Origin of the sequence: Streptomyces sp. DT224, assembly GCF_049844595.1 — a bacterium.
Classification (GTDB): domain Bacteria; phylum Actinomycetota; class Actinomycetes; order Streptomycetales; family Streptomycetaceae; genus Streptomyces.
In genome coordinates, this window is record NZ_JBNCLI010000003.1 from 274,074 (window position 1) to 291,941 (window position 17,868).

The 17,868-nt window shown below is 71.7% G+C and carries 17 protein-coding genes; 3 read left to right on the top strand and 14 right to left on the bottom strand.

Translation table 11 applies throughout. From position 1 onward, the window contains the following. Nucleotides 1-71 precede the first annotated feature (71 nt). A complete protein-coding gene (locus tag ACLQ2N_RS08570; RefSeq protein WP_425810705.1) occupies nucleotides 72-1,190 on the top strand; it encodes a M48 family metallopeptidase in 1,119 nt (372 codons plus the stop codon). On the opposite strand, the gene ACLQ2N_RS08575 is transcribed toward ACLQ2N_RS08570, so the two are convergent. From ACLQ2N_RS08575 to proB, 5 genes are all read right to left on the bottom strand, one after another. Next, the gene (locus tag ACLQ2N_RS08575; RefSeq protein ID WP_425810707.1) at nucleotides 1,105-2,244 is read right to left on the bottom strand and encodes a hypothetical protein; all 1,140 of its coding nucleotides are present in this window, start codon (nucleotides 2,242-2,244) and stop codon (nucleotides 1,105-1,107) included. The genes ACLQ2N_RS08570 and ACLQ2N_RS08575 overlap by 86 nt on opposite strands. A 169-nt stretch (nucleotides 2,245-2,413) precedes the next feature. Then, nucleotides 2,414-3,007, bottom strand: coding sequence for a hypothetical protein (locus ACLQ2N_RS08580; RefSeq protein ID WP_425810709.1), 594 nt, complete (start codon nucleotides 3,005-3,007; stop codon nucleotides 2,414-2,416). Nucleotides 3,008-3,071: 64 nt separating this feature from the next. Beyond that, on the bottom strand, nucleotides 3,072-4,355 hold the full coding sequence (locus tag ACLQ2N_RS08585; RefSeq protein ID WP_164404472.1) for a glutamate-5-semialdehyde dehydrogenase: 1,284 nt from the start codon (nucleotides 4,353-4,355) through the stop codon (nucleotides 3,072-3,074). Nucleotides 4,356-4,436: 81 nt separating this feature from the next. Further along, nucleotides 4,437-4,937: a hypothetical protein gene (locus ACLQ2N_RS08590; protein WP_164404473.1), complete on the bottom strand. Its 501-nt coding sequence runs from the start codon at nucleotides 4,935-4,937 to the stop codon at nucleotides 4,437-4,439. Between the two features lie 141 nt (nucleotides 4,938-5,078). Further along, entirely contained in the window at nucleotides 5,079-6,185 is a 1,107-nt protein-coding gene (gene proB, locus ACLQ2N_RS08595) for a glutamate 5-kinase (RefSeq protein ID WP_425810711.1), read from the bottom strand. A gap of 214 nt (nucleotides 6,186-6,399) precedes the next feature. On the opposite strand from proB, the gene rfbC reads away from it, so the two are divergent. After that, complete coding sequence (gene rfbC, locus ACLQ2N_RS08600; RefSeq protein ID WP_425810713.1) at nucleotides 6,400-7,053, top strand: dTDP-4-dehydrorhamnose 3,5-epimerase; 654 nt, start codon at nucleotides 6,400-6,402, stop codon at nucleotides 7,051-7,053. Here the strand turns inward: rfbC and rfbD are convergent. The 4 genes from rfbD to galE all read right to left on the bottom strand — a co-directional run bounded on the left by rfbD (nucleotide 6,972) and on the right by galE (nucleotide 11,202). Then, complete coding sequence (gene rfbD, locus ACLQ2N_RS08605) at nucleotides 6,972-7,937, bottom strand: dTDP-4-dehydrorhamnose reductase (protein WP_425810715.1); 966 nt, start codon at nucleotides 7,935-7,937, stop codon at nucleotides 6,972-6,974. The two genes, rfbC and rfbD, sit on opposite strands and share 82 nt — an antisense overlap. Beyond that, nucleotides 7,934-8,923: a dTDP-glucose 4,6-dehydratase gene (gene rfbB / locus ACLQ2N_RS08610; protein ID WP_425810717.1), complete on the bottom strand. Its 990-nt coding sequence runs from the start codon at nucleotides 8,921-8,923 to the stop codon at nucleotides 7,934-7,936. Before rfbB ends, rfbD begins: the two co-directional genes overlap by 4 nt. Next, a complete protein-coding gene (locus ACLQ2N_RS08615; protein ID WP_425810719.1) occupies nucleotides 8,920-9,990 on the bottom strand; it encodes a glucose-1-phosphate thymidylyltransferase in 1,071 nt (356 codons plus the stop codon). Before ACLQ2N_RS08615 ends, rfbB begins: the two co-directional genes overlap by 4 nt. A 240-nt stretch (nucleotides 9,991-10,230) precedes the next feature. Further along, nucleotides 10,231-11,202: a UDP-glucose 4-epimerase GalE gene (gene galE / locus ACLQ2N_RS08620; RefSeq protein WP_425810721.1), complete on the bottom strand. Its 972-nt coding sequence runs from the start codon at nucleotides 11,200-11,202 to the stop codon at nucleotides 10,231-10,233. Nucleotides 11,203-11,393: 191 nt separating this feature from the next. On the opposite strand from galE, the gene ACLQ2N_RS08625 reads away from it, so the two are divergent. Beyond that, nucleotides 11,394-13,616, top strand: a complete 2,223-nt coding sequence (locus ACLQ2N_RS08625) for a bifunctional glycosyltransferase/CDP-glycerol:glycerophosphate glycerophosphotransferase (protein ID WP_425810723.1) — start codon at nucleotides 11,394-11,396, stop codon at nucleotides 13,614-13,616. Nucleotides 13,617-13,692: 76 nt separating this feature from the next. Here ACLQ2N_RS08625 and obgE read toward each other — a convergent pair whose 3' ends face one another. From obgE to ACLQ2N_RS08650, 5 genes are all read right to left on the bottom strand, one after another. Then, the gene (obgE, locus tag ACLQ2N_RS08630; protein ID WP_425810725.1) at nucleotides 13,693-15,132 is read right to left on the bottom strand and encodes a GTPase ObgE; all 1,440 of its coding nucleotides are present in this window, start codon (nucleotides 15,130-15,132) and stop codon (nucleotides 13,693-13,695) included. Nucleotides 15,133-15,270: 138 nt separating this feature from the next. Next, complete coding sequence (rpmA, locus tag ACLQ2N_RS08635; protein WP_018103204.1) at nucleotides 15,271-15,528, bottom strand: 50S ribosomal protein L27; 258 nt, start codon at nucleotides 15,526-15,528, stop codon at nucleotides 15,271-15,273. A gap of 14 nt (nucleotides 15,529-15,542) precedes the next feature. Beyond that, complete coding sequence (rplU, locus tag ACLQ2N_RS08640; protein ID WP_014045903.1) at nucleotides 15,543-15,863, bottom strand: 50S ribosomal protein L21; 321 nt, start codon at nucleotides 15,861-15,863, stop codon at nucleotides 15,543-15,545. Nucleotides 15,864-16,056: 193 nt separating this feature from the next. After that, nucleotides 16,057-17,118, bottom strand: coding sequence for an iron-containing alcohol dehydrogenase family protein (locus ACLQ2N_RS08645; protein ID WP_425810729.1), 1,062 nt, complete (start codon nucleotides 17,116-17,118; stop codon nucleotides 16,057-16,059). After that, nucleotides 17,106-17,858, bottom strand: coding sequence for a sugar phosphate nucleotidyltransferase (locus tag ACLQ2N_RS08650; RefSeq protein WP_425810731.1), 753 nt, complete (start codon nucleotides 17,856-17,858; stop codon nucleotides 17,106-17,108). Before ACLQ2N_RS08650 ends, ACLQ2N_RS08645 begins: the two co-directional genes overlap by 13 nt. Nucleotides 17,859-17,868: the final 10 nt, after the last annotated feature.

The following is a 17,868-nucleotide window of genomic DNA, read 5'->3' on the forward strand; positions in this document are numbered from 1 at the left end:
AGCCCCAGCACCTACGCTGGGCGGCGTCAGGGGGCGAGCGACGTCTCGTACGAACACAGGGGGCCCATGTCATGACCAGCAACCACGAGAGCCAGGACCGCGTACCGAGCAGGCAGCGCAAGCGTTTTCCGGGGATCTCCTCCCGGGCCTACGAGCACCCCGCGGACCGCTCCGCGCTGGTCGCGCTGCGCAAGCTCAGCGGCTTCGACACCGTCTTCAAGGCGCTGAGCGGACTGCTGCCGGAGCGCAGCCTGCGCCTCCTCTTCCTGTCGGACTCCGTCCGGGTGAGCGACGCCCAGTTCGCGCACCTCAACGACATGCTCCGCGACGCCTGTTACATCCTGGACCTGGAGAAGGTCCCGCCGATGTACGTCAACCAGGACCCCAAGCCCAACGCCATGTGCATCGGGCTGGACGAGCCGATCATCGTGGTGACCACGGGCCTGGTCGAGCTGCTGGACGAGGAGGAGATGCGGGCGGTCATCGGCCACGAGGCCGGACACGCCCTGTCGGGTCACGCGGTGTACCGCACGATCCTCCTCTTCCTCACCGGCCTGGCCCTCAAGGTCGCCTGGATCCCGCTGGGCAACGTCGCGATCATGGCGATCGTGACGGCGCTGCGCGAGTGGTTCCGCAAGTCGGAGCTGTCGGCGGACCGCGCCGGGCTCCTGGTCGGCCAGGACATACAGGCGTCGATGCGCGGCCTGATGAAGATCGCCGGCGGCAACCACCTCCACGAGATGAACGTGGACGCGTTCCTCGCCCAGGCCGACGAGTACGAGAAGTCCGGCGACCTGCGCGACTCGGTGCTCAAGATCCTCAACGTACTGCCCCGCACGCACCCGTTCACCACGGTCCGCGCCGCCGAGCTGAAGAAGTGGTCGGAGACCCGCGACTACCAGCGGATCATGGACGGCCACTACCCGCGCCGGGACGAGGACAAGGACACCTCGGTGACGGACTCGTTCAAGGAGTCCGCCTCGCATTACGCCGATTCGGTGCGCAACAGCAAGGATCCGCTGATGAAGCTCGTCGGCGACATAGCGGGCGGCGCCGGGGACCTGGGCGGCAAGCTGCGTGACAAGTTCACCGGCGGGGGCGGCGCTACGGGCGGCTCCGCGCGGCCGTCGGGGACGGAGCGGACGGAGGGCCCTGAGGGCTCGCAGGGGCCTTCGGCGGAAGGGAGCTGACCTCCAGCGTCCCGCAGAGCGCGGCGACGGGCCGGCCCGTGGCGTACGGGTCGGTGCCCGCCGGTCCGCGCGAGACCGCCCGCTGGCCGGCGAGCAGCGGCCGCAGGGCTCCCGAGGCGTCGGCCGGGCAGGACTGCGGGCCCGCTTGGAGGTAGCTGGTCTGCACCTCCAGCCGGTGCAGCCTCAGGTCCTCCCGGTCGAACCGGAAGCCCATCTCCCGCCGCACGGTGAAGAGGGAGGCCCCGCCCTTCGGCTGAGGGCCCGGCTCGGCGGGCCGCAGGGCGTACGTGAAGGTGTGGTCCGAGACGACCTCCAGGGCGTCGGAGCCCGTCTGGGTGTAGCGCAGGGTGCCCCGGACCCGGACTTCGGGGTCCGGGGTGACCTCGGCCGGGTCGAAGCGGACGAGCCAGCCGGTCGCGGCGTGCTGCCCGTCGTCGTAGGGCTCGTCGACACTGTGGTCGAACTGCTCCATCTGGTCCGGGTCGAGCAGCGCTTCCACGGGGCGCACGGCGTTCCCGCTGAGCACGTCGGGGTCGAGCGAGGAGGCTGCCAGGTAGTCCTTCACGGTCGCCAGGGCGGCGCTCACCTCGCTCGCCGAGAAGTCGGCGGTGTGCCGGGCGGGCGGCGGGTTGATGCCGTCCCTGCCCTTCGCGTAGTCGGCGGCGGGGCTGCTCGCGAAGAGGGTGGCGGGAGTGCCCGCGGGGACGGCGCCGCGCGGGGCGAGCGGGACGAGGGTCATCCTCAGCGGTTCGGGCTTCCGGGCGGCGGCCGGAGTCTCGTAGGGGTGGCTCAGGCCCATGAAGACGGCCGTGCCGAAGGCCAGGGCGATGAGGATCATCAGGGCGAGGGCGATCCGGGAGCCGCTGCGGTAGGCCCGCCCGGGCAGACTGCGGACGGCGCGGGCGTGCCGGCCCATGCGTTCCTGGGCGGAGAATTCCTGCAGCCGGGCGGCCCGCACGAAGGACTCGTCGAAGACGAGTGAGCCGTACTCGTCGTCCGGGCCGTGCGCGCCGTTCTCCGCCGGACCGTCGGGTGGATCTCCGCGGTGTGCCATGACTTCTCCCGACTCCGTGAGAAGTCCCCTCTTCGGGCGGAGGAGGGGTCATACCTTCAGGGTGGGTCGAACACGACGACGGTAAACGCGGTGACGCCCGGCAACCACCGGGGAGTTCCGATGGGCCGCCGGACGGAGGACGGGGCCGTCCGGGCGAGGGGGGTGCGGGTCAGGGGGTGCGCGGGACGGCGGAGACCATCGGGCGGGAGTGGTCGTCCGCGTCGGAGGGGGCGGAGCCGGGGCCGGGGCCCGGCGCGCTGTCCACACCGGTGGAGGCCGGGGGCGGGACCTGGTCCTGCCGGTCCCCCGAGCTGTTGCGGTAGACGGCGCTGAAGGCCAGGGCGACCATGCCGACGCCCATCAGGACGGCCAGCAGCCAGGCGACCGGCCGGTGCCAGCGGGCCGCCCCCCGGTACGGGCGCAGCGCGCCGCCGTGGCGCCCGTAGGGGCCGTGCTCGTGGAAGTCGTCCGCGTCGAGCGGGTCGTAGCCGTCCGGGCCGCCGTAGCCGCCCGGACCGTAGCCCTCGTCGTACAGCTCGTCGTCGAAGGGGCCGCCGCGGGCGCCGGCGTGCCGGGCGTCGGCCTCCGCACGCGCCTCGGCCGCTGCCAGCAGCCGCTCGACGGCAGTCGGTTCGTGGAACTCGGCGGCCCGTACGAAGTCCTCGTCGAACACCACGGAGGCGAAGTCCTCGTCCGCGCCCCCGCGGTCGTCGTCGGGCTCCCAGCCGTTCGGGTACGGCCTGCCCCCCGCGTCGTCCGCCACGGTTTCAGACTAGCCCCGGCGGACCGCTTTGGGCAGAGAGACGGCGCATTCGCCTGTCACCGGGTCACCTCACGTGGCCGTCGCCGGTGACGATGTACTTGGTCGACGTCAGTTCGGGCAGGCCCATGGGGCCCCTGGCGTGCAGCTTCTGCGTGGAGATGCCGATCTCGGCGCCGAAACCGAACTGCCCTCCGTCGGTGAACCGGGTCGAGGCGTTGACGGCCACCGTGGTGGAGTCCACCAGCTGGGTGAAGCGGCGGGCGGCGGCCTGCGAGGTGGTCACGATGGCCTCGGTGTGGCCGGACGACCAGAGCCGGATGTGCGCCACGGCCGCGTCCAGCGACTCCACGACGGCCGCCGCGATGTCGTACGAGAGGTACTCGGTCTCCCAGTCCTCCGGGGTCGCCGCCACCACGGTCGCCTTGGAGCCCTCGGCGTACTCCAGCACCCGTTCGTCGCCGTGCACGGTCACGCCGGCCTCGGCCAGGGCGTCCAGCGCGCGCGGCAGGAAGGCGTCGGCCACGTCCTTGTGGACGAGCAGGGTCTCGGCGGCGTTGCAGACGCTGGGGCGCTGGGCCTTGGAGTTGACCAGGATCTCCACGGCCATGTCCAGGTCGGTCTGCGCGTCGACGTACACATGGCAGTTTCCGGTGCCGGTCTCGATGACGGGGACGGTGGACTCCTCGACCACCGTGCGGATCAGCGAGGCGCCGCCGCGCGGGATGAGCACGTCCACGAGGCCCCGGGCGCGCATCAGCTCGCGCACCGAGTCACGGCTCTCGCCCGGGACCAACTGCACCGCGTCGGCCGGCAGTCCGGAGCCGCCCACGGCGTCGCGCAGCACCCGCACCAGGGCGGTGTTCGACGCGAAGGCGGAGGATGAGCCGCGCAGCAGGACGGCGTTGCCCGACTTCAGGCAGAGGGCCGCGGCGTCCACGGTCACGTTGGGCCGGGCCTCGTAGATGATCCCGACGACGCCGAGCGGCACCCGGACCTGGCGCAGGTCGATGCCGTTGGGCAGGGTCGAGCCCCGCACCACCTCGCCGACCGGGTCGGGCAGGGCGGCGACGTGCCGTACGTCGGCGGCGATGGCGCGGATGCGCTCCGGAGTGAGGGTCAGCCGGTCCACGACGGATTCGCTGGTGCCCGCCTCGCGGGCGCGCGCCACGTCCTCCGCGTTGGCCGCGAGGATGTCGCTCGTCCGCACTTCCAGCGCGTCGGCGATCGCCAGGAGAGCGTCGTCCTTCGCCGCGCGCGGAAGTGGCGCGATGTCGGCGGCGGCGGAGCGGGCCCGGTAGGCGGCCTGGGCCACGGGAGACATGTTGTCGTACGGCGAGAGCGTGGTCATGCCCGCAGAGTAGTGCGCGCCCTGCGGGCATTCCGCACGCATCCCGTGATGCGAGACGGCCGTTCCACCGGCGGGGGCCGGTCAGTACGGGTGGACGCCGACCGGGGCTGCCGGAGGGGGCCCGTATCCCTCGGCGACGCGCTGGTGGTAGGTCTCGCGGTCGATGACTTCGAGGCCGACGATCGCCCAGGGCGGCAGGCCGGCCGTGGAGCGGTGCTCGCCCCACAGCCGCAGGGCCACCGCCGCCGCGTCGTGCAGGTCGCGGGCCTCCTCCCAGTAGCGGATCTCCGCGTGGTCGTTGGCATAACGGCTGGTCAGCAGGAAGGGGTGGTCGTGCGCGAGCTGTTCGAGCCCGCGCCTGACCTCCTTCAGCGGGAACTCGGTCCCCGAGACGCAGAGGGTGACGTGCCACAGCTTCGACGGGGTGTGCTCCCGGCCGGCAGGTCTCGGCTCGGGCCGGGCGGGGCGCTCGTCCCTCCGGTCCGCGGGCCCGCTCCCGTCGAAGCCGGCCCCCGCTCCCACACTGGTCAGGGTGCGGCCACCCGTTCCTCGGGGCGGCGCCCCCGGGCGCGCTCGTCTCACCGGCGGCCTCCTGTGATGTGTTGCTTTTGCTGTACCCCGCAGTTTCCCTGCTACAAAGTGGACCAGCCCGCGGCCCGGTCTGGGGCGGTTTTCGTGAAGGTCTCGGTCCGAAGGCTGGACTTTCAGCCGTTTCGGGGGGCGTCAGCCGTGCAGGAGGACGAGATCGTCCCTGTGTACGACCTCGCGTTCGTAGGCGGGCCCGAGGTCCCGGGCGAGGTCCCGGGTGGAGCGGCCGAGGAGCCGCGGCATCTCCTTGGCGTCGAAGTTGACGAGCCCGCGCGCCACGGGCCGCCCCCGCAGGTCGCGCAGCTCCACCGGGTCCCCCGCGGTGAACTCGCCCTCCACCGAAGCGATCCCGGCCGGCAGCAGCGAGCTGTGGCGCTCCACGACCGCCTGCACCGCCCCGTCGTCCAGGGTCAGCGAGCCGCGCGGGGTCGAGGCGTGGGCGAGCCAGAGGAGCCGATCGGCGGAGCGGCGGCCGGTGCGGTGGAAGTAGGTGCCGGTGTCGCGGCCGGCGAGCGCGTCGGCGGCGTGGCTCGCGGAGGTGAGGACGACGGGGATTCCGGCGGCGGTGGCGATCCGGGCGGCCTCGACCTTGGTGACCATGCCGCCGGTGCCGACGCCCGCCTTGCCCGCGCTGCCGATGCTGACCCCGGCCAGGTCGGCGGGGCCGGTGACCTGGGCGATGCGGGTGGTGCCGGGGATGCTCGGGTCGCCGTCGTAGAGGCCGTCCACGTCGGAGAGGAGGACCAGCAGGTCGGCGCGGACCAGGTGGGCGACGAGGGCGGCGAGCCGGTCGTTGTCGCCGAACCGGATCTCGTCCGTGGCGACGGTGTCGTTCTCGTTGACGACGGGCAGCGCGCCCATGTCCAGGAGCTGGTCGAGGGTGCGGTAGGCGTTGCGGTAGTGGGCGCGGCGGCTGGTGTCGTTGCTGGTGAGCAGAACCTGGCCGACGCGGATGCCGTAGCGGGCGAAGGAGGCGGTGTAACGGGCGACGAGCAGCCCCTGGCCGACGCTGGCGGCGGCCTGCTGGCGGGCCAGGTCCTTGGGCCTGCGGTGCAGTCCGAGCGGGGCGAGTCCGGCCGCGATGGCGCCGGAGGAGACGAGGACGACCTCGCGTTCGCCGCCGTCGCGGACCTTGGCCAGTACGTCGACCAGGGCGTCGACGCGGTCGGCGTCGAGGCCGCCGGCGGCGGTGGTGAGGGAGGAGGAACCGACCTTGACCACGATCCTGCGGGCTTCCGTCACGCCCTGCCTTGCCCCTGACACCCGGTCCCCCGCATTCGCTCGCTGGACCCCGCAATCTACGCGAGAGCTGAATCCGGCGCCTTCGCGTTCCGCGCAGTGGAAGCCTTTTCGTCGCCTTATATCCCGTTCCGTGTCTGTTCGCCCCCTGGACTCGTTGGGCAGAGACACCGGGGCCGGCAGGAGGCCCCGCGGACTGCGAACAGGATGTGATCGCATGCGACGGCTCTCCGTTCCCGGGGCCTGGGTGCACGAGCCCACGGTCTTCCCGGACGGCCGCGGCAGCTTCCACGAGTGGTTCAGGGCCGCGGACCTGGGGGCGGCGTCCGGCCACACGCTGGGGCTCGCGCAGGCCAACTTCTCCAGCTCGCGGCGGGGCACGCTGCGCGGGATCCACTTCGCGGACGTGCCGCCGGGCCAGGCGAAGTACGTCAAGTGCGTGCGGGGCGCGGTGCTGGACGTGATCGTGGACGTACGCACCGGCTCGCCCACGTACCAGCGGTGGGAGGCGGTCCGGCTGGACGACACCGACCACCGGGCGGTCTATCTCGCGGAGGGGCTCGGGCACGGGTTCATGGCGCTGACCGACGACGCGTGCGTGCTCTATCTCTGCTCCGAGGGGTACGCGCCGGAGCGGGAGCACGGCGTCGACCCGCTCGACCCGGCCCTGGGCATCGAGTGGCCCGCGGACATCGCGCCGCTGCTCTCACCGAAGGACGCCGCGGCCCCGAAGCTCGCCGAGGCCGAGGAGCGCGGGCTGCTGCCCTCGTACGCGGCGTGCGAGGCGTACTACGCGCGGCTGCGCGCGGACGGTCCGGTGGCCCGGGGGGCCCTGGCCGACGAGCCGTCGCTCAGCCCGGCCGGGCGCTGACCGGGGCGTTCGGCGGCGAGGAGCGCGGGGAAGGCCGCGTGCAGCGCCTCCCGCCAGTCCCGGACGGGGTCGATCCCGGCGGCCCGGAAGCGGTCGTGCGCGAGCACGCTGTACGCGGGCCGGGGCGCGGGTCTGGCGAAGGCGGCGCTGCTGACCGGGCGGACGCGGGCCGGGTCGGCGCCCAGCAGCCGGAAGACCTCGCGGGCCAGGCCGCACCAGGTCGTCGCGGAGCCGCTGGTGCCGTGGTAGACGCCCGCCGGGGCGGTGCCGTCCAGCGCGGCGCGGCCCAGCAGCACCAGCCGGGAGGCGAGGTCGGCGGTCCAGGTGGGCTGTCCGTGCTGGTCGTCCACCACGTCGAGGGTGCCCTTGACGGCTTCCAGCCTGATCATCGTACGGACGAAGTTGGCGCCGCCCGCGCCGTAGAGCCAGGCCGTCCGCACGACGTACCCGGTGTCCGGCAGGGTCTCCAGGACCGCGCGCTCCCCGGCCAGTTTGGTGCGGCCGTACGCGCTGCGGGGGGCGGTCGGGGCGTCCTCCGGGTACGGCCGGTCGGCGTCGCCCGCGAACACGTAGTCGGTGGAGACGTGCAGCAGCACGCTGCCGTGGGCGCGGCAGGCGTCGGCGAGGACGGCGGGTCCGGTGCCGTTGACGCGGAGTGCCTCGGCCTCCCGGCTCTCCGCGTCGTCCACGGCGGTCCAGGCGGCGCAGTTCACGACGACGGCGGGCCGGTGGGCGTCGAACACGGCGCGGACCTGCGCCGGGTCGGCGATGTCCAGGGCCGCGCGGTCCGCCGCGACGACGGTGGCGCCCTCGCGGGCCAGAGCGTGCGTCAGGTCCCGGCCGAGCATGCCGCCGGCCCCGGTGACCAGCCAGCGCGGCCTCACAGGGCGGCCCTCTCCTTGAGCGGTTCCCACCAGGAGCGGTTCTCGCGGTACCAGCGGACGGTCTCGGCGAGGCTGGCCGCGAAGTCCTTGCGGGGCGCGTAACCCAGCTCCTCGCGGATCTTGGTGCAGTCGACGGAGTACCGCCGGTCGTGGCCCTTGCGGTCCTCGACGTGGATCACATCGGTGTCCCAGTCGGCGTCGCACGCCTCCAGGAGCAGCCGGGTGAGCTCCTTGTTGGAGAGTTCGGTGCCGCCGCCGATGTTGTAGACCTCGCCGGGACGGCCCTTGGTGCGGACGAGTTCGAGGCCCTGGACGTGGTCGTCGATGTGCAGCCAGTCGCGGACATGGGCGCCGTCGCCGTAGAGCGGGACGGGCCGGCCCTCCAGGAGGTTGGTGACGAAGAGCGGGATGACCTTCTCGGGGAAGTGGTGGTGCCCGTAGTTGTTGGAGCAGCGGGTGACGCGCACGTCGAGGCCGTGGGTGCGGTGGTACGCCAGGGCGATGAGGTCGCTCGACGCCTTGGACGCGGAGTACGGGGAGTTGGGCGCGAGGGGTTCCTCCTCGGTCCAGGAGCCCTCGTCGATCGAACCGTAGACCTCGTCGGTGGAGACGTGGACGAAGGTGCGGACGCCCGCCTCGTGCGCGGCGCTGACCAGCGTGTGGGTGCCCACGACATTCGTACGCACGAAGGCGGCGCCGCCGTCGATGGAGCGGTCCACGTGGGACTCGGCGGCGAAGTGCACCACCTGGTCGTGCCCGGCCATGAGCCGCCCCACCAGCTCCGCGTCGCAGATGTCACCGTGCACGAAGGCGAAGCCCGGACGGCCCCGGACCTCGTCCAGGTTGGCCGGGTTGCCCGCATAGGTGAGGGCGTCGAGCACGGTGACGGAGACGTCGCCGGGGCCGTCCGGGCCGAGCAGCGTACGGACGTAGTGGGAGCCGATGAAGCCGGCGCCTCCGGTGACGAGGATGCGCGTACCGGTCATGAGGAGATCTGCACCTTGCTGTGGTCGCCGAGGACGAGTCGGTGGGCGGACGGGCTGCGGGGCGCGGGCGTCACCTCGACGTCGTGGCCGATCAGCGATGCCTCCACGCGCCTCACCCCGTCGATGGAGGCGCCCCCGAGGACGATGGAGTACTCGATCTCGCTGTCCTCGATGCGGCAGTTCTGGGCGACCGAGGTGAACGGGCCGACATAGGCGTCGCTGATCACCGACCCGGTCCCGATGACGGCGGGCCCGACGATCCGGCTGCGGGTGACCCGGGCGCCCGGTTCGACCAGCACGCGGCCGATGATCTCGCTCTCGGCGTCGACGTACGCGCCGTCGGTGCACGGCTCGACGCCCTCCAGCACGGTCCGGTTGACCTCCAGCATGTCGGTGACGTTGCCGGTGTCCTTCCAGTAGCCGCGGATGATCGTGGAGCGCACATCGCGTTCCCGGTCGATGAGCCACTGGATGGCGTGGGTGATCTCCAGCTCGCCGCGCCAGGAGGGGCGGATCGAGCGGACGGCCTCGTGGACGGCCGGGGTGAAGAGGTAGACGCCGACGAGCGCGAGGTCGCTCTTGGGGTGCTCCGGCTTCTCCTCCAGGGCCACCACCCTGCCGTCACCGTCCAGTTCCGCGACGCCGAACGAGGTCGGGTCGGGCACCCGGGTCAGCAGGATCTGCGCGTCGGGCCGGTCCGCGCGGAACTCCTCGACCAGGTCCGCGATCCCCCCGACGATGAAGTTGTCGCCCAGGTACATCACGAAGTCGTCGTTCCCCAGGAAGCGCTGCGCGACGAGGACCGCGTGGGCGAGGCCGAGGGGTTCGGCCTGCCGGATGTAGGTGACGTCGATACCGAAGCGCGAACCGTCGCCGACCGCCGCGCGGATCTCCTCCTCGGTGTCGCCCACGATGATGCCGACCTCGGTGATGCCGGCCTCCGCGATGGCCTCCAGGCCGTAGAACAGCACCGGCTTGTTCGCCACCGGCACCAGCTGTTTCGCCGAGGTATGGGTGATGGGACGAAGCCGGGTGCCGGCCCCACCGGAAAGTACGAGAGCCTTCACAGTTCCTGCCCCCACGATGAGATGTGACCGATGAGACGGCGGCGGCCTGGAGCCGCGCCCTGGGGCGACCTTACTGAGATTCGGCGGCGCTTCCGCGAACAAAACGGTCCTTGCCCGCCCATTGCCGCCACATCCGGAGGAAAAGTGACGGCACCCCGTAACCCGGACCGCCTGCGGCACGCGAAGGGCCCGGCACCGCCCCCTCGGGGAGCGGTGCCGGGCCCTTCGTACGGCCGTGCCTTACGGGTGGCGCAGGCGCCAGCCCTGCCAGGCGGACTCGATCATCTCGTCCACGCCGTACCGCGCCGACCAGCCCAGCTCCTCGCGGATGCGCTCGGCGGAGGCGACCACCCGCGCCGGGTCGCCGGGGCGGCGGGCGGAGACCTCGACGGCGGCGTCCTCGTTGCCCGTGACCTTGAGGATGCGGTCGACCATCTCGCGGACCGAGCTGCCCTCGCCGCGGCCGATGTTCAGCGTGAGGTCCGTACCGGCCTCGGCCTCCTCCAGCCGGCGGGCGGCGGCGAGGTGCGCGGAGGCGATGTCCTCGACGTGGATGTAGTCGCGGACGCAGGTGCCGTCGGGCGTGTCGTAGTCGTCGCCGAAGACGCGCGGGGCCTCGCCGGCCTCCAGGCGCTCGAAGACCATCGGGACGAGGTTGAAGACGCCCGCGTCGGCCAGCTCCGGCGATGCGGCGCCCGCCACGTTGAAGTAGCGCAGCGAGGCGGCGCGCAGCCCGTGGGCCTTGGCGGCGGCGTGGATCAGCCACTCGCCGACCAGCTTGGTCTCGCCGTACGGGCTCATCGGCGCGCAGGGAGTCGTCTCGGTGACGAGGTCGACGTCGGGCATGCCGTAGACGGCGGCCGACGAGGAGAACACCAGCCGGTCGACGCCCGCGGCGACCATGCTCTCCAGCAGGATCTCCAGGCCGGTGACGTTCTCCTTGTAGTAGTACAGGGGCCGCTCGACGGACTCGCCGACCTGCTTCTTGCCCGCGACGTGCACCACGCCGGTCACCCCGTGCTCGCGGATCGCCGCGTCCAGCGCCTCGCGGTCGAGGACCGTGCCGGTCACCAGGGGCACTCCGTCGGGCACCTTGTCGGCGCTGCCGGTCGACAGGTCGTCGAACACGACCACCCGCTGACCACCGGCGACCATCGCGCGCACCACGTGCGCGCCGATGAACCCCGCCCCACCCGTAACCATCCAGGTCATGTTCGTGCGTCTCCTCATCAGCTGCTGCGCCCCGTCGGCGTTCCACCCTACGCGGAAGGCCCCCCGGCACCCCCGGAGGCGGCCGGGGCGATCAATTACGCTGTCCGGGTGCCGGACGCCGACCACTGTCGCACGGTCCGACCGCGCCCCTCGTACAGCCCCTGCGGACAGCCCTCTGGAACTGGTGGACGATGCCTCGACTGACACTCATCGTGCCTGCGTACAACGTGCAGGGGTACATCGGGGAGTGTCTGGACTCCGTGCTCGGGCAGGACTTCTCCGACTTCGAGGTCATCGGCGTCGACGACTGCTCCCCGGACGGTTCCGGCGCGATCCTCGACACCTACGCGGCCCGCGACGAACGGCTGCGTGTGCTGCACCTCACGGAGAACGTCGGCCTGGGCCGTGCGCGCAACGCAGGTCTCGAACAGGCGACCGGTGACTACGTCCTCTTCCTGGACAGCGACGACACCCTGGCACCCGGCTCGCTGTCGGCCATCGCGGCCCGGCTCGACGCGACCGGCGACCCGGACATCCTGATCTACGACTACACCCGGACCTACTGGGACGGGCGGCTGCTGCGCAACAAGCGCTCCGACCTGATGACCGAGGACGGCCCGGACGTCTTCTCGCTCGCCGAGCGCCCGGAGCTCCTGGACCTGCTCCAGATCGTGTGGAACAAGGCGTACCGCCGTGATTTCGTCACCCGGTACGGGTTCCAGTTCCCGCCCGGTTATTACGAGGACGCGCCGTGGACGTACAGCTCGCTCATCGCGGCGGAGCGCATCGCGGTGCTCGACCGCTCCTGCGTGATGTACCGGCAGCGGCGTGAGGGCGGCAACATCCTGCGCACGGTCAGCCGGAAGCACTTCGACGTCTTCGACCAGTACGACCGCGTGTTCGCGTTCCTGGACGAGCGGCCGGATCTCGGCTCCTGGCGCCCGGCGCTGTTCCGGAAGATGGTCGACCACTTCCTGACCGTGCTGGAGAAGCCGGGCAGGCTGCCGCGCAACGCGCGCGCCGAGTTCTTCCACCGGGCCGCGAAGGACTACCGCGCCCGGCTCCCGGAGGGCTTCGAGCGGCCGCCGGGCGGGCGCGGTTACAAGTACGCGCTGCTCGGCGTCGACTCGTACTCCGCGTTCTTCGGCCTGACCCGCGCCAACAACGTCCGCCACCGTGCGCGGCTGGGCGGGCAGGCCCGTATCGGCCGGGCCAAGCGCGCGGCCCTCGGCATGTTCTACCGGTCCCAGCTGCGGATGCCGGTGGACGAGAACCTGGCCGTGTTCTCCGCGTACTGGGGCCGCGGCTACTCCTGCAACCCCGCGGCCGTCGAGGCCGAGCTGGGCCGGCTCGCGCCGCAGGTGCGCCGGGTCTGGGCGGTGCGCGCCGAGCACCGCGACCGGGTGCCCGAGGGCGTCGAGAAGGTGATCGTCGGCTCCCGCGAGTACTGGGCGGTCATGGCCCGCGCCAAGTACCTGACGAACAACGTCAACTTCGGCGACACCATCGTCAAGCGCGAGGGCCAGATCCACCTCCAGACCCACCACGGCACCCCGCTGAAGACGATGGGCCTGGACCAGGCGCAGTACCCGGCGTCCACCAACATGGACATGGAGAAGCTGCTCCGCCGGTGCGACCGCTGGGACTTCAGCCTCTCGTCCAACCGGTTCTCGACCACCGTCTGGGAGCGGGTCTACCCCTGCCGGTACAAGACGCTGGAGACCGGCTACCCGCGCAACGACGTGCTGGTCAACGCCACCGCGGCGGACGTCCTGGCGGCCCGGCGGGAGCTGGGCCTCGCGGACGGCACGACCGCCTTCCTGTACATGCCGACCCACCGCGAGTACGAGAAGTCGTTCGCGCCCCGGCTCGACCTGTCGAAGCTGGCCGAGGACCTTGGCCCGGACGTCACCCTCCTGGTGCGCGGGCACTACTTCTACAAGCCCACCGGCCGACTGGCCGAGCTCCAGGCCGGCGGCCGGATCATCGACGTCTCCGCGCACGGCGACGTCGAACGGCTCTACCTCGCCGCCGACGCCCTGATCACCGACTACTCCTCGGCGATGTTCGACTACGCGAACCTGGACCGGCCCATCGTCATCCACGCGGACGACTGGGAGACCTACCGGGTGGTACGCGGCACCTACTTCGACCTGATGGCCGAGCCCCCGGGCGCCGTCGCGACGACCCAGGAGCGGCTGACCGAGATCCTGGGCTCGAAGGAGTGGTGCGACGAGAAGGCGGCGGCACTGCGCGCGGTGTTCCGGGAGCGCTACTGCGACTACGACGACGGGCGGGCCGCCGAGCGCGTGGTGCGCAAGGTGTTCCTGGGCGAGGAGGCCCTGCTGCCGGTGGTCCCGCTCGCCGAGCGCACCCCGGCCCCCTCCCCCGCCGAGGCGTCGGCCCGGGTCTGAGGCTCCGGAGAGACGACCGCGGGCCCGGTCCCTTCCGAACGTCGGAAGGGACCGGGCCCGCGGTCGTTGCCGGGCTCTACGAGAACGGGTCGAAGTCCCGGTACTCCTCGGCGACCTCGTCGCGCTCCGCCTCGCGGTCGCGGCGGCGCTGAGCGGCCGGACGCGGCTCCTCCAGGCGGTGGTCCTCGCCACGGCGGCCCAGCATCTCCGCGCCGGCGGTCACCGTCGGCTCCCAGTCGAAGACGACCGCGTTGTCCTCGGCGCCGATCGCCACGCCGTCGCCCGCCCGGGCCCCGGCCTTGCGCAGCTGGTCCTCGACACCGAGCCGGGCGAGCCGGTCCGCGAGGTAGCCGACGGCCTCGTCGTTGTTGAAGTCGGTCTGACGCACCCAGCGCTCCGGCTTCTCGCCGCGCACCCGGTAGATGCCGTCCTCCTCCAGCGTGACGCTGAACCCGGCGTCGTCCACGGCCTTGGGCCGGATGACGATACGGGTGGCCTCCTCCGTCGGCTTGGCGGCGCGCGCCTCGGCGATGATGCCGGCCAGGGCGAAGGACAGCTCCTTGAGCCCGGTCCTGGCGACGGCGGACGCCTCGAAGACACGGTAGCCGCGCGCCTCCAGGTCGGGGCGGATCATGTCCGCGAGGTCCTGCCCGTCCGGGATGTCGATCTTGTTGAGGACGACGATGCGGGGCCGGTCCTCAAGGCCCCCGTACAGCTTCAGCTCCTCCTCGATCATGTCGAGGTCGGAGACCGGGTCGCGGTCGGACTCCAGCGTCGCCGTGTCCAGTACGTGGACGAGCACCGAGCAGCGCTCGACGTGGCGCAGGAACTCCAGGCCGAGGCCCTTGCCCTGGCTGGCGCCCGGGATCAGGCCGGGGACGTCCGCGATGGTGTAGACGGTCTCGCCGGCGGTGACCACGCCCAGGTTCGGGACGAGGGTGGTGAACGGGTAGTCCGCGATCTTCGGCTTCGCGGCCGAGAGGACCGAGATCAGCGAGGACTTGCCGGCGCTCGGGTAGCCCACGAGGGCCACGTCGGCGACGGTCTTGAGCTCCAGGACGATGTCGCGGGCCTCGCCGGGCTCCCCGAGCAGCGCGAAGCCGGGGGCCTTGCGCCGGGCGGAGGCCAGCGCGGCGTTGCCGAGGCCGCCGCGGCCGCCCTGGCCCGCGACGAAGGCGGTGCCCTGGCCGACCAGGTCGGCGAGCACGTTGCCCTGGCGGTCGAGGACGACGGTGCCGTCCGGAACGGGCAGGACGAGGTCCTGGCCCTCCTTGCCGGTGCGGTGGTCGCCGCCGCCGGGCTGACCGTTGGTGGCCTTGCGGTGGGGGTGGTGGTGGTAGTCGAGGAGCGTGGTGACGGCCTGGTCGACGACCAGGGTCACATCGCCACCACGTCCGCCGTTGCCGCCGTCCGGGCCGCCGAGCGGCTTGAACTTCTCACGGTGAACGGAGGCACAGCCGTGGCCTCCGTTACCCGCGGCGACATGCAGTTCGACGCGGTCCACGAAGGTGGTCATGGGTGGAACCTCCAGTTGCATACCTGCGGAAAAACTTCGCTCGCCCCCGTAAGGGCAACACGCGAAAGGCGGACCCACTTCCCTCTTCGGGAAGTGAGGTCCGCCTCCACGTCAAACCGCTCTACGAGCGCCGGGAATTCAGCCGGCGATCGGAACGATGTTCACGACCTTGCGGCCACGGTGCGTGCCGAACTCGACCGCACCGGCGGCGAGGGCGAACAGCGTGTCGTCGCCGCCACGGCCGACGCCCGTGCCCGGGTGGAAGTGGGTGCCGCGCTGGCGGACCAGGATCTCACCGGCGTTGACGGCCTGGCCGCCGAAGCGCTTCACGCCGAGCCGCTGAGCATTGGAGTCGCGCCCGTTCCGGGTGGACGATGCGCCCTTCTTGTGTGCCATGTGTTCTCAGTCCCTTACTTCGCAGCCGCGGGAATACCGGTGACCTTGATCGCCGTGTACTGCTGGCGGTGACCCTGGCGACGGCGGTAGCCGGTCTTGTTCTTGTAGCGAAGGATGTCGATCTTCGCGCCCTTGTGGTGGTCCACGACCTCGGCCTGGACCTTGATGCCGTCGAGCACCCACGGGTCGCTGGTCACGGCGTCGCCGTCGACAACGAGCAGGGTAGAGAGCTCTACCGTGTCGCCAACCTTGGCAGTGGAAATCTTGTCAACCTCAACGATGTCGCCGACAGCAACCTTGTGCTGGCGACCACCGCTGCGCACGATGGCGTACACGCGGATCTCACTCTCACTCGAAGCGGAAACCCCTGATGCCAGCCGCTCACACGGGTCCGTGAACCCGTGACGATCCGGAGTGGACGAGCGGCCTCTCCCGTACGAGCGGGAGGTCGGTGCTCAGAGGTGTGGCGAACAAACGCCGACGGTCCAGGTTACGGGGCCTCGCACAGCCGGTCAAACCGGGCCCCGCTCAGAGGGCGGCGCTCCTGACGTACTCGGCGTACGCGTCCCTGATCCCGTCCTCCGACAGGTTCAGGTGTTCCAGGATCGTGTACCGGCCCGGCCGGGTCTTCGGCGCGAACGCGACCACCTGTACGAACTCCTCCACGTCGAAACCCATGTCCTCGGCGGTGACCGGCAGCCCGTGGCGCCGCAGCACCCGGGTCATGCGTACGGACTCCTGGACGGCGCCGCGCAGATGCATCGCGAACGCCGCGCCGAGCCCGCACTGCTCGCCGTGGCTGGCGGCCCGCTTGGGGAAGAGCAGGTCGAAGGCGTGGTTGATCTCGTGGCAGGCGCCGGAGGCCGGGCGGCTGTCACCGGCCACCGACATCGAGATCCCGGTGAGCACCAGGCCCTCCGCCAGCACCTGGAGGAACGCGTCGTCGCCCAGGCCGCCGGGGTGGCGCAGCACGGCCTCGCCGGCCTGCCGGGCCATCGCGGCGGCCAGGCCGTCGATGTCCTCGCCGTTGACCCGGTGGGCCAGCTCCCAGTCGGCCACGGCCGAGATGTTGGACAGCGCGTCCCCGATCCCGGACCGCACGAAGCGGACGGGGGCCTCGCGGATGACGTCGAGGTCGATGACCACGGCGATCGGGTTCGGCACCCCGTACGAGCCCCGGCCCGCGTCGTTGTCCAGCGTCGCGACCGGGGAGCACAGCCCGTCGTGGGACAGGTTCGTCGCCACGGCCACCAGGGGCAGGCCGACACGCGCCGCGGCGAACTTGGCGCAGTCGATGATCTTGCCGCCGCCGAGGCCGACCACGGCGTCGTACCGCCCGGACTTCATGGCCTCGGCGAGCTTCACGGCGTCGTTCAGCGTGCCGCCGCCCACCTCGAACCAGGAGGCGCCCGGCAGGGTGTCCGTGAGCCGTTCCCGCAGGGCCCGGCCGGAACCCCCGCTGATCGCGACCGCCAGCTTGCCCGAGCCGGAGATCCGCTGATCGGCGAGGACGCCCGCCAGATCCGCGAGGGCCCCGGCCCGGATGTCGACGACGACCGGCGCGGGTATCAGCCGGGTCAGTACTGGCACGCGATCTTCCTGCCCTTGGCCAGGTCCTCGTGGTTGTCGATCTCGACCCACTTGACGTCGCCGATCGGCTCCACGTCGACCTTGAAGCCGCGGTTGACGAGCTCCTGGTAGCCGTCCTCGTAGTAGAGGTCCGGGTCGCGCTCGAAGGTGGTCTTCAGCGCGTCGGCCAGCTCCTCGGCCGCCTCGCCCTCGATGAGGGTGACGCCGATGTACTCACCGGTGGCCTCGGCCGGGTCCATCAGCTTCGTGATCCGCCGGACGCCCTTGCCGTCCTCCACGACGACCTTCATCTCCTCGTCGGCGAGGGACTTCACCGTGTCGAGGGCAAGGATGATCTTCTTGCCGTCGCCGCGGGCGGCCAGCAGCGTCTTCTCGACGGAGACCGGGTGCACGGTGTCGCCGTTGGCGAGGATGACGCCGTTCTTGAGGGCGTCCCGGCCGCACCACAGGGAGTAGGCGTTGTTCCACTCCTCGGCCTTGTCGTTGTCGATCAGCGTGATACTGACGCCGTACTTGGCCTCCAGCGCCGCCTTGCGCTCGTACAGGGCCTCCTTGCGGTAGCCCACGATGATCGCGACCTCGGTCAGGCCGACCTCGGCGAAGTTGCCGAGCGTCAGATCGACGACGGTCAGGCTCTCCTCGTCGCCCTCGGGGCCGACGGGCACGAGCGCCTTGGGCAGCGTGTCGGTGTAGGGGCGCAGACGACGGCCGGCGCCGGCGGCCAGAATCATGCCGATCATGGGGTTCTCC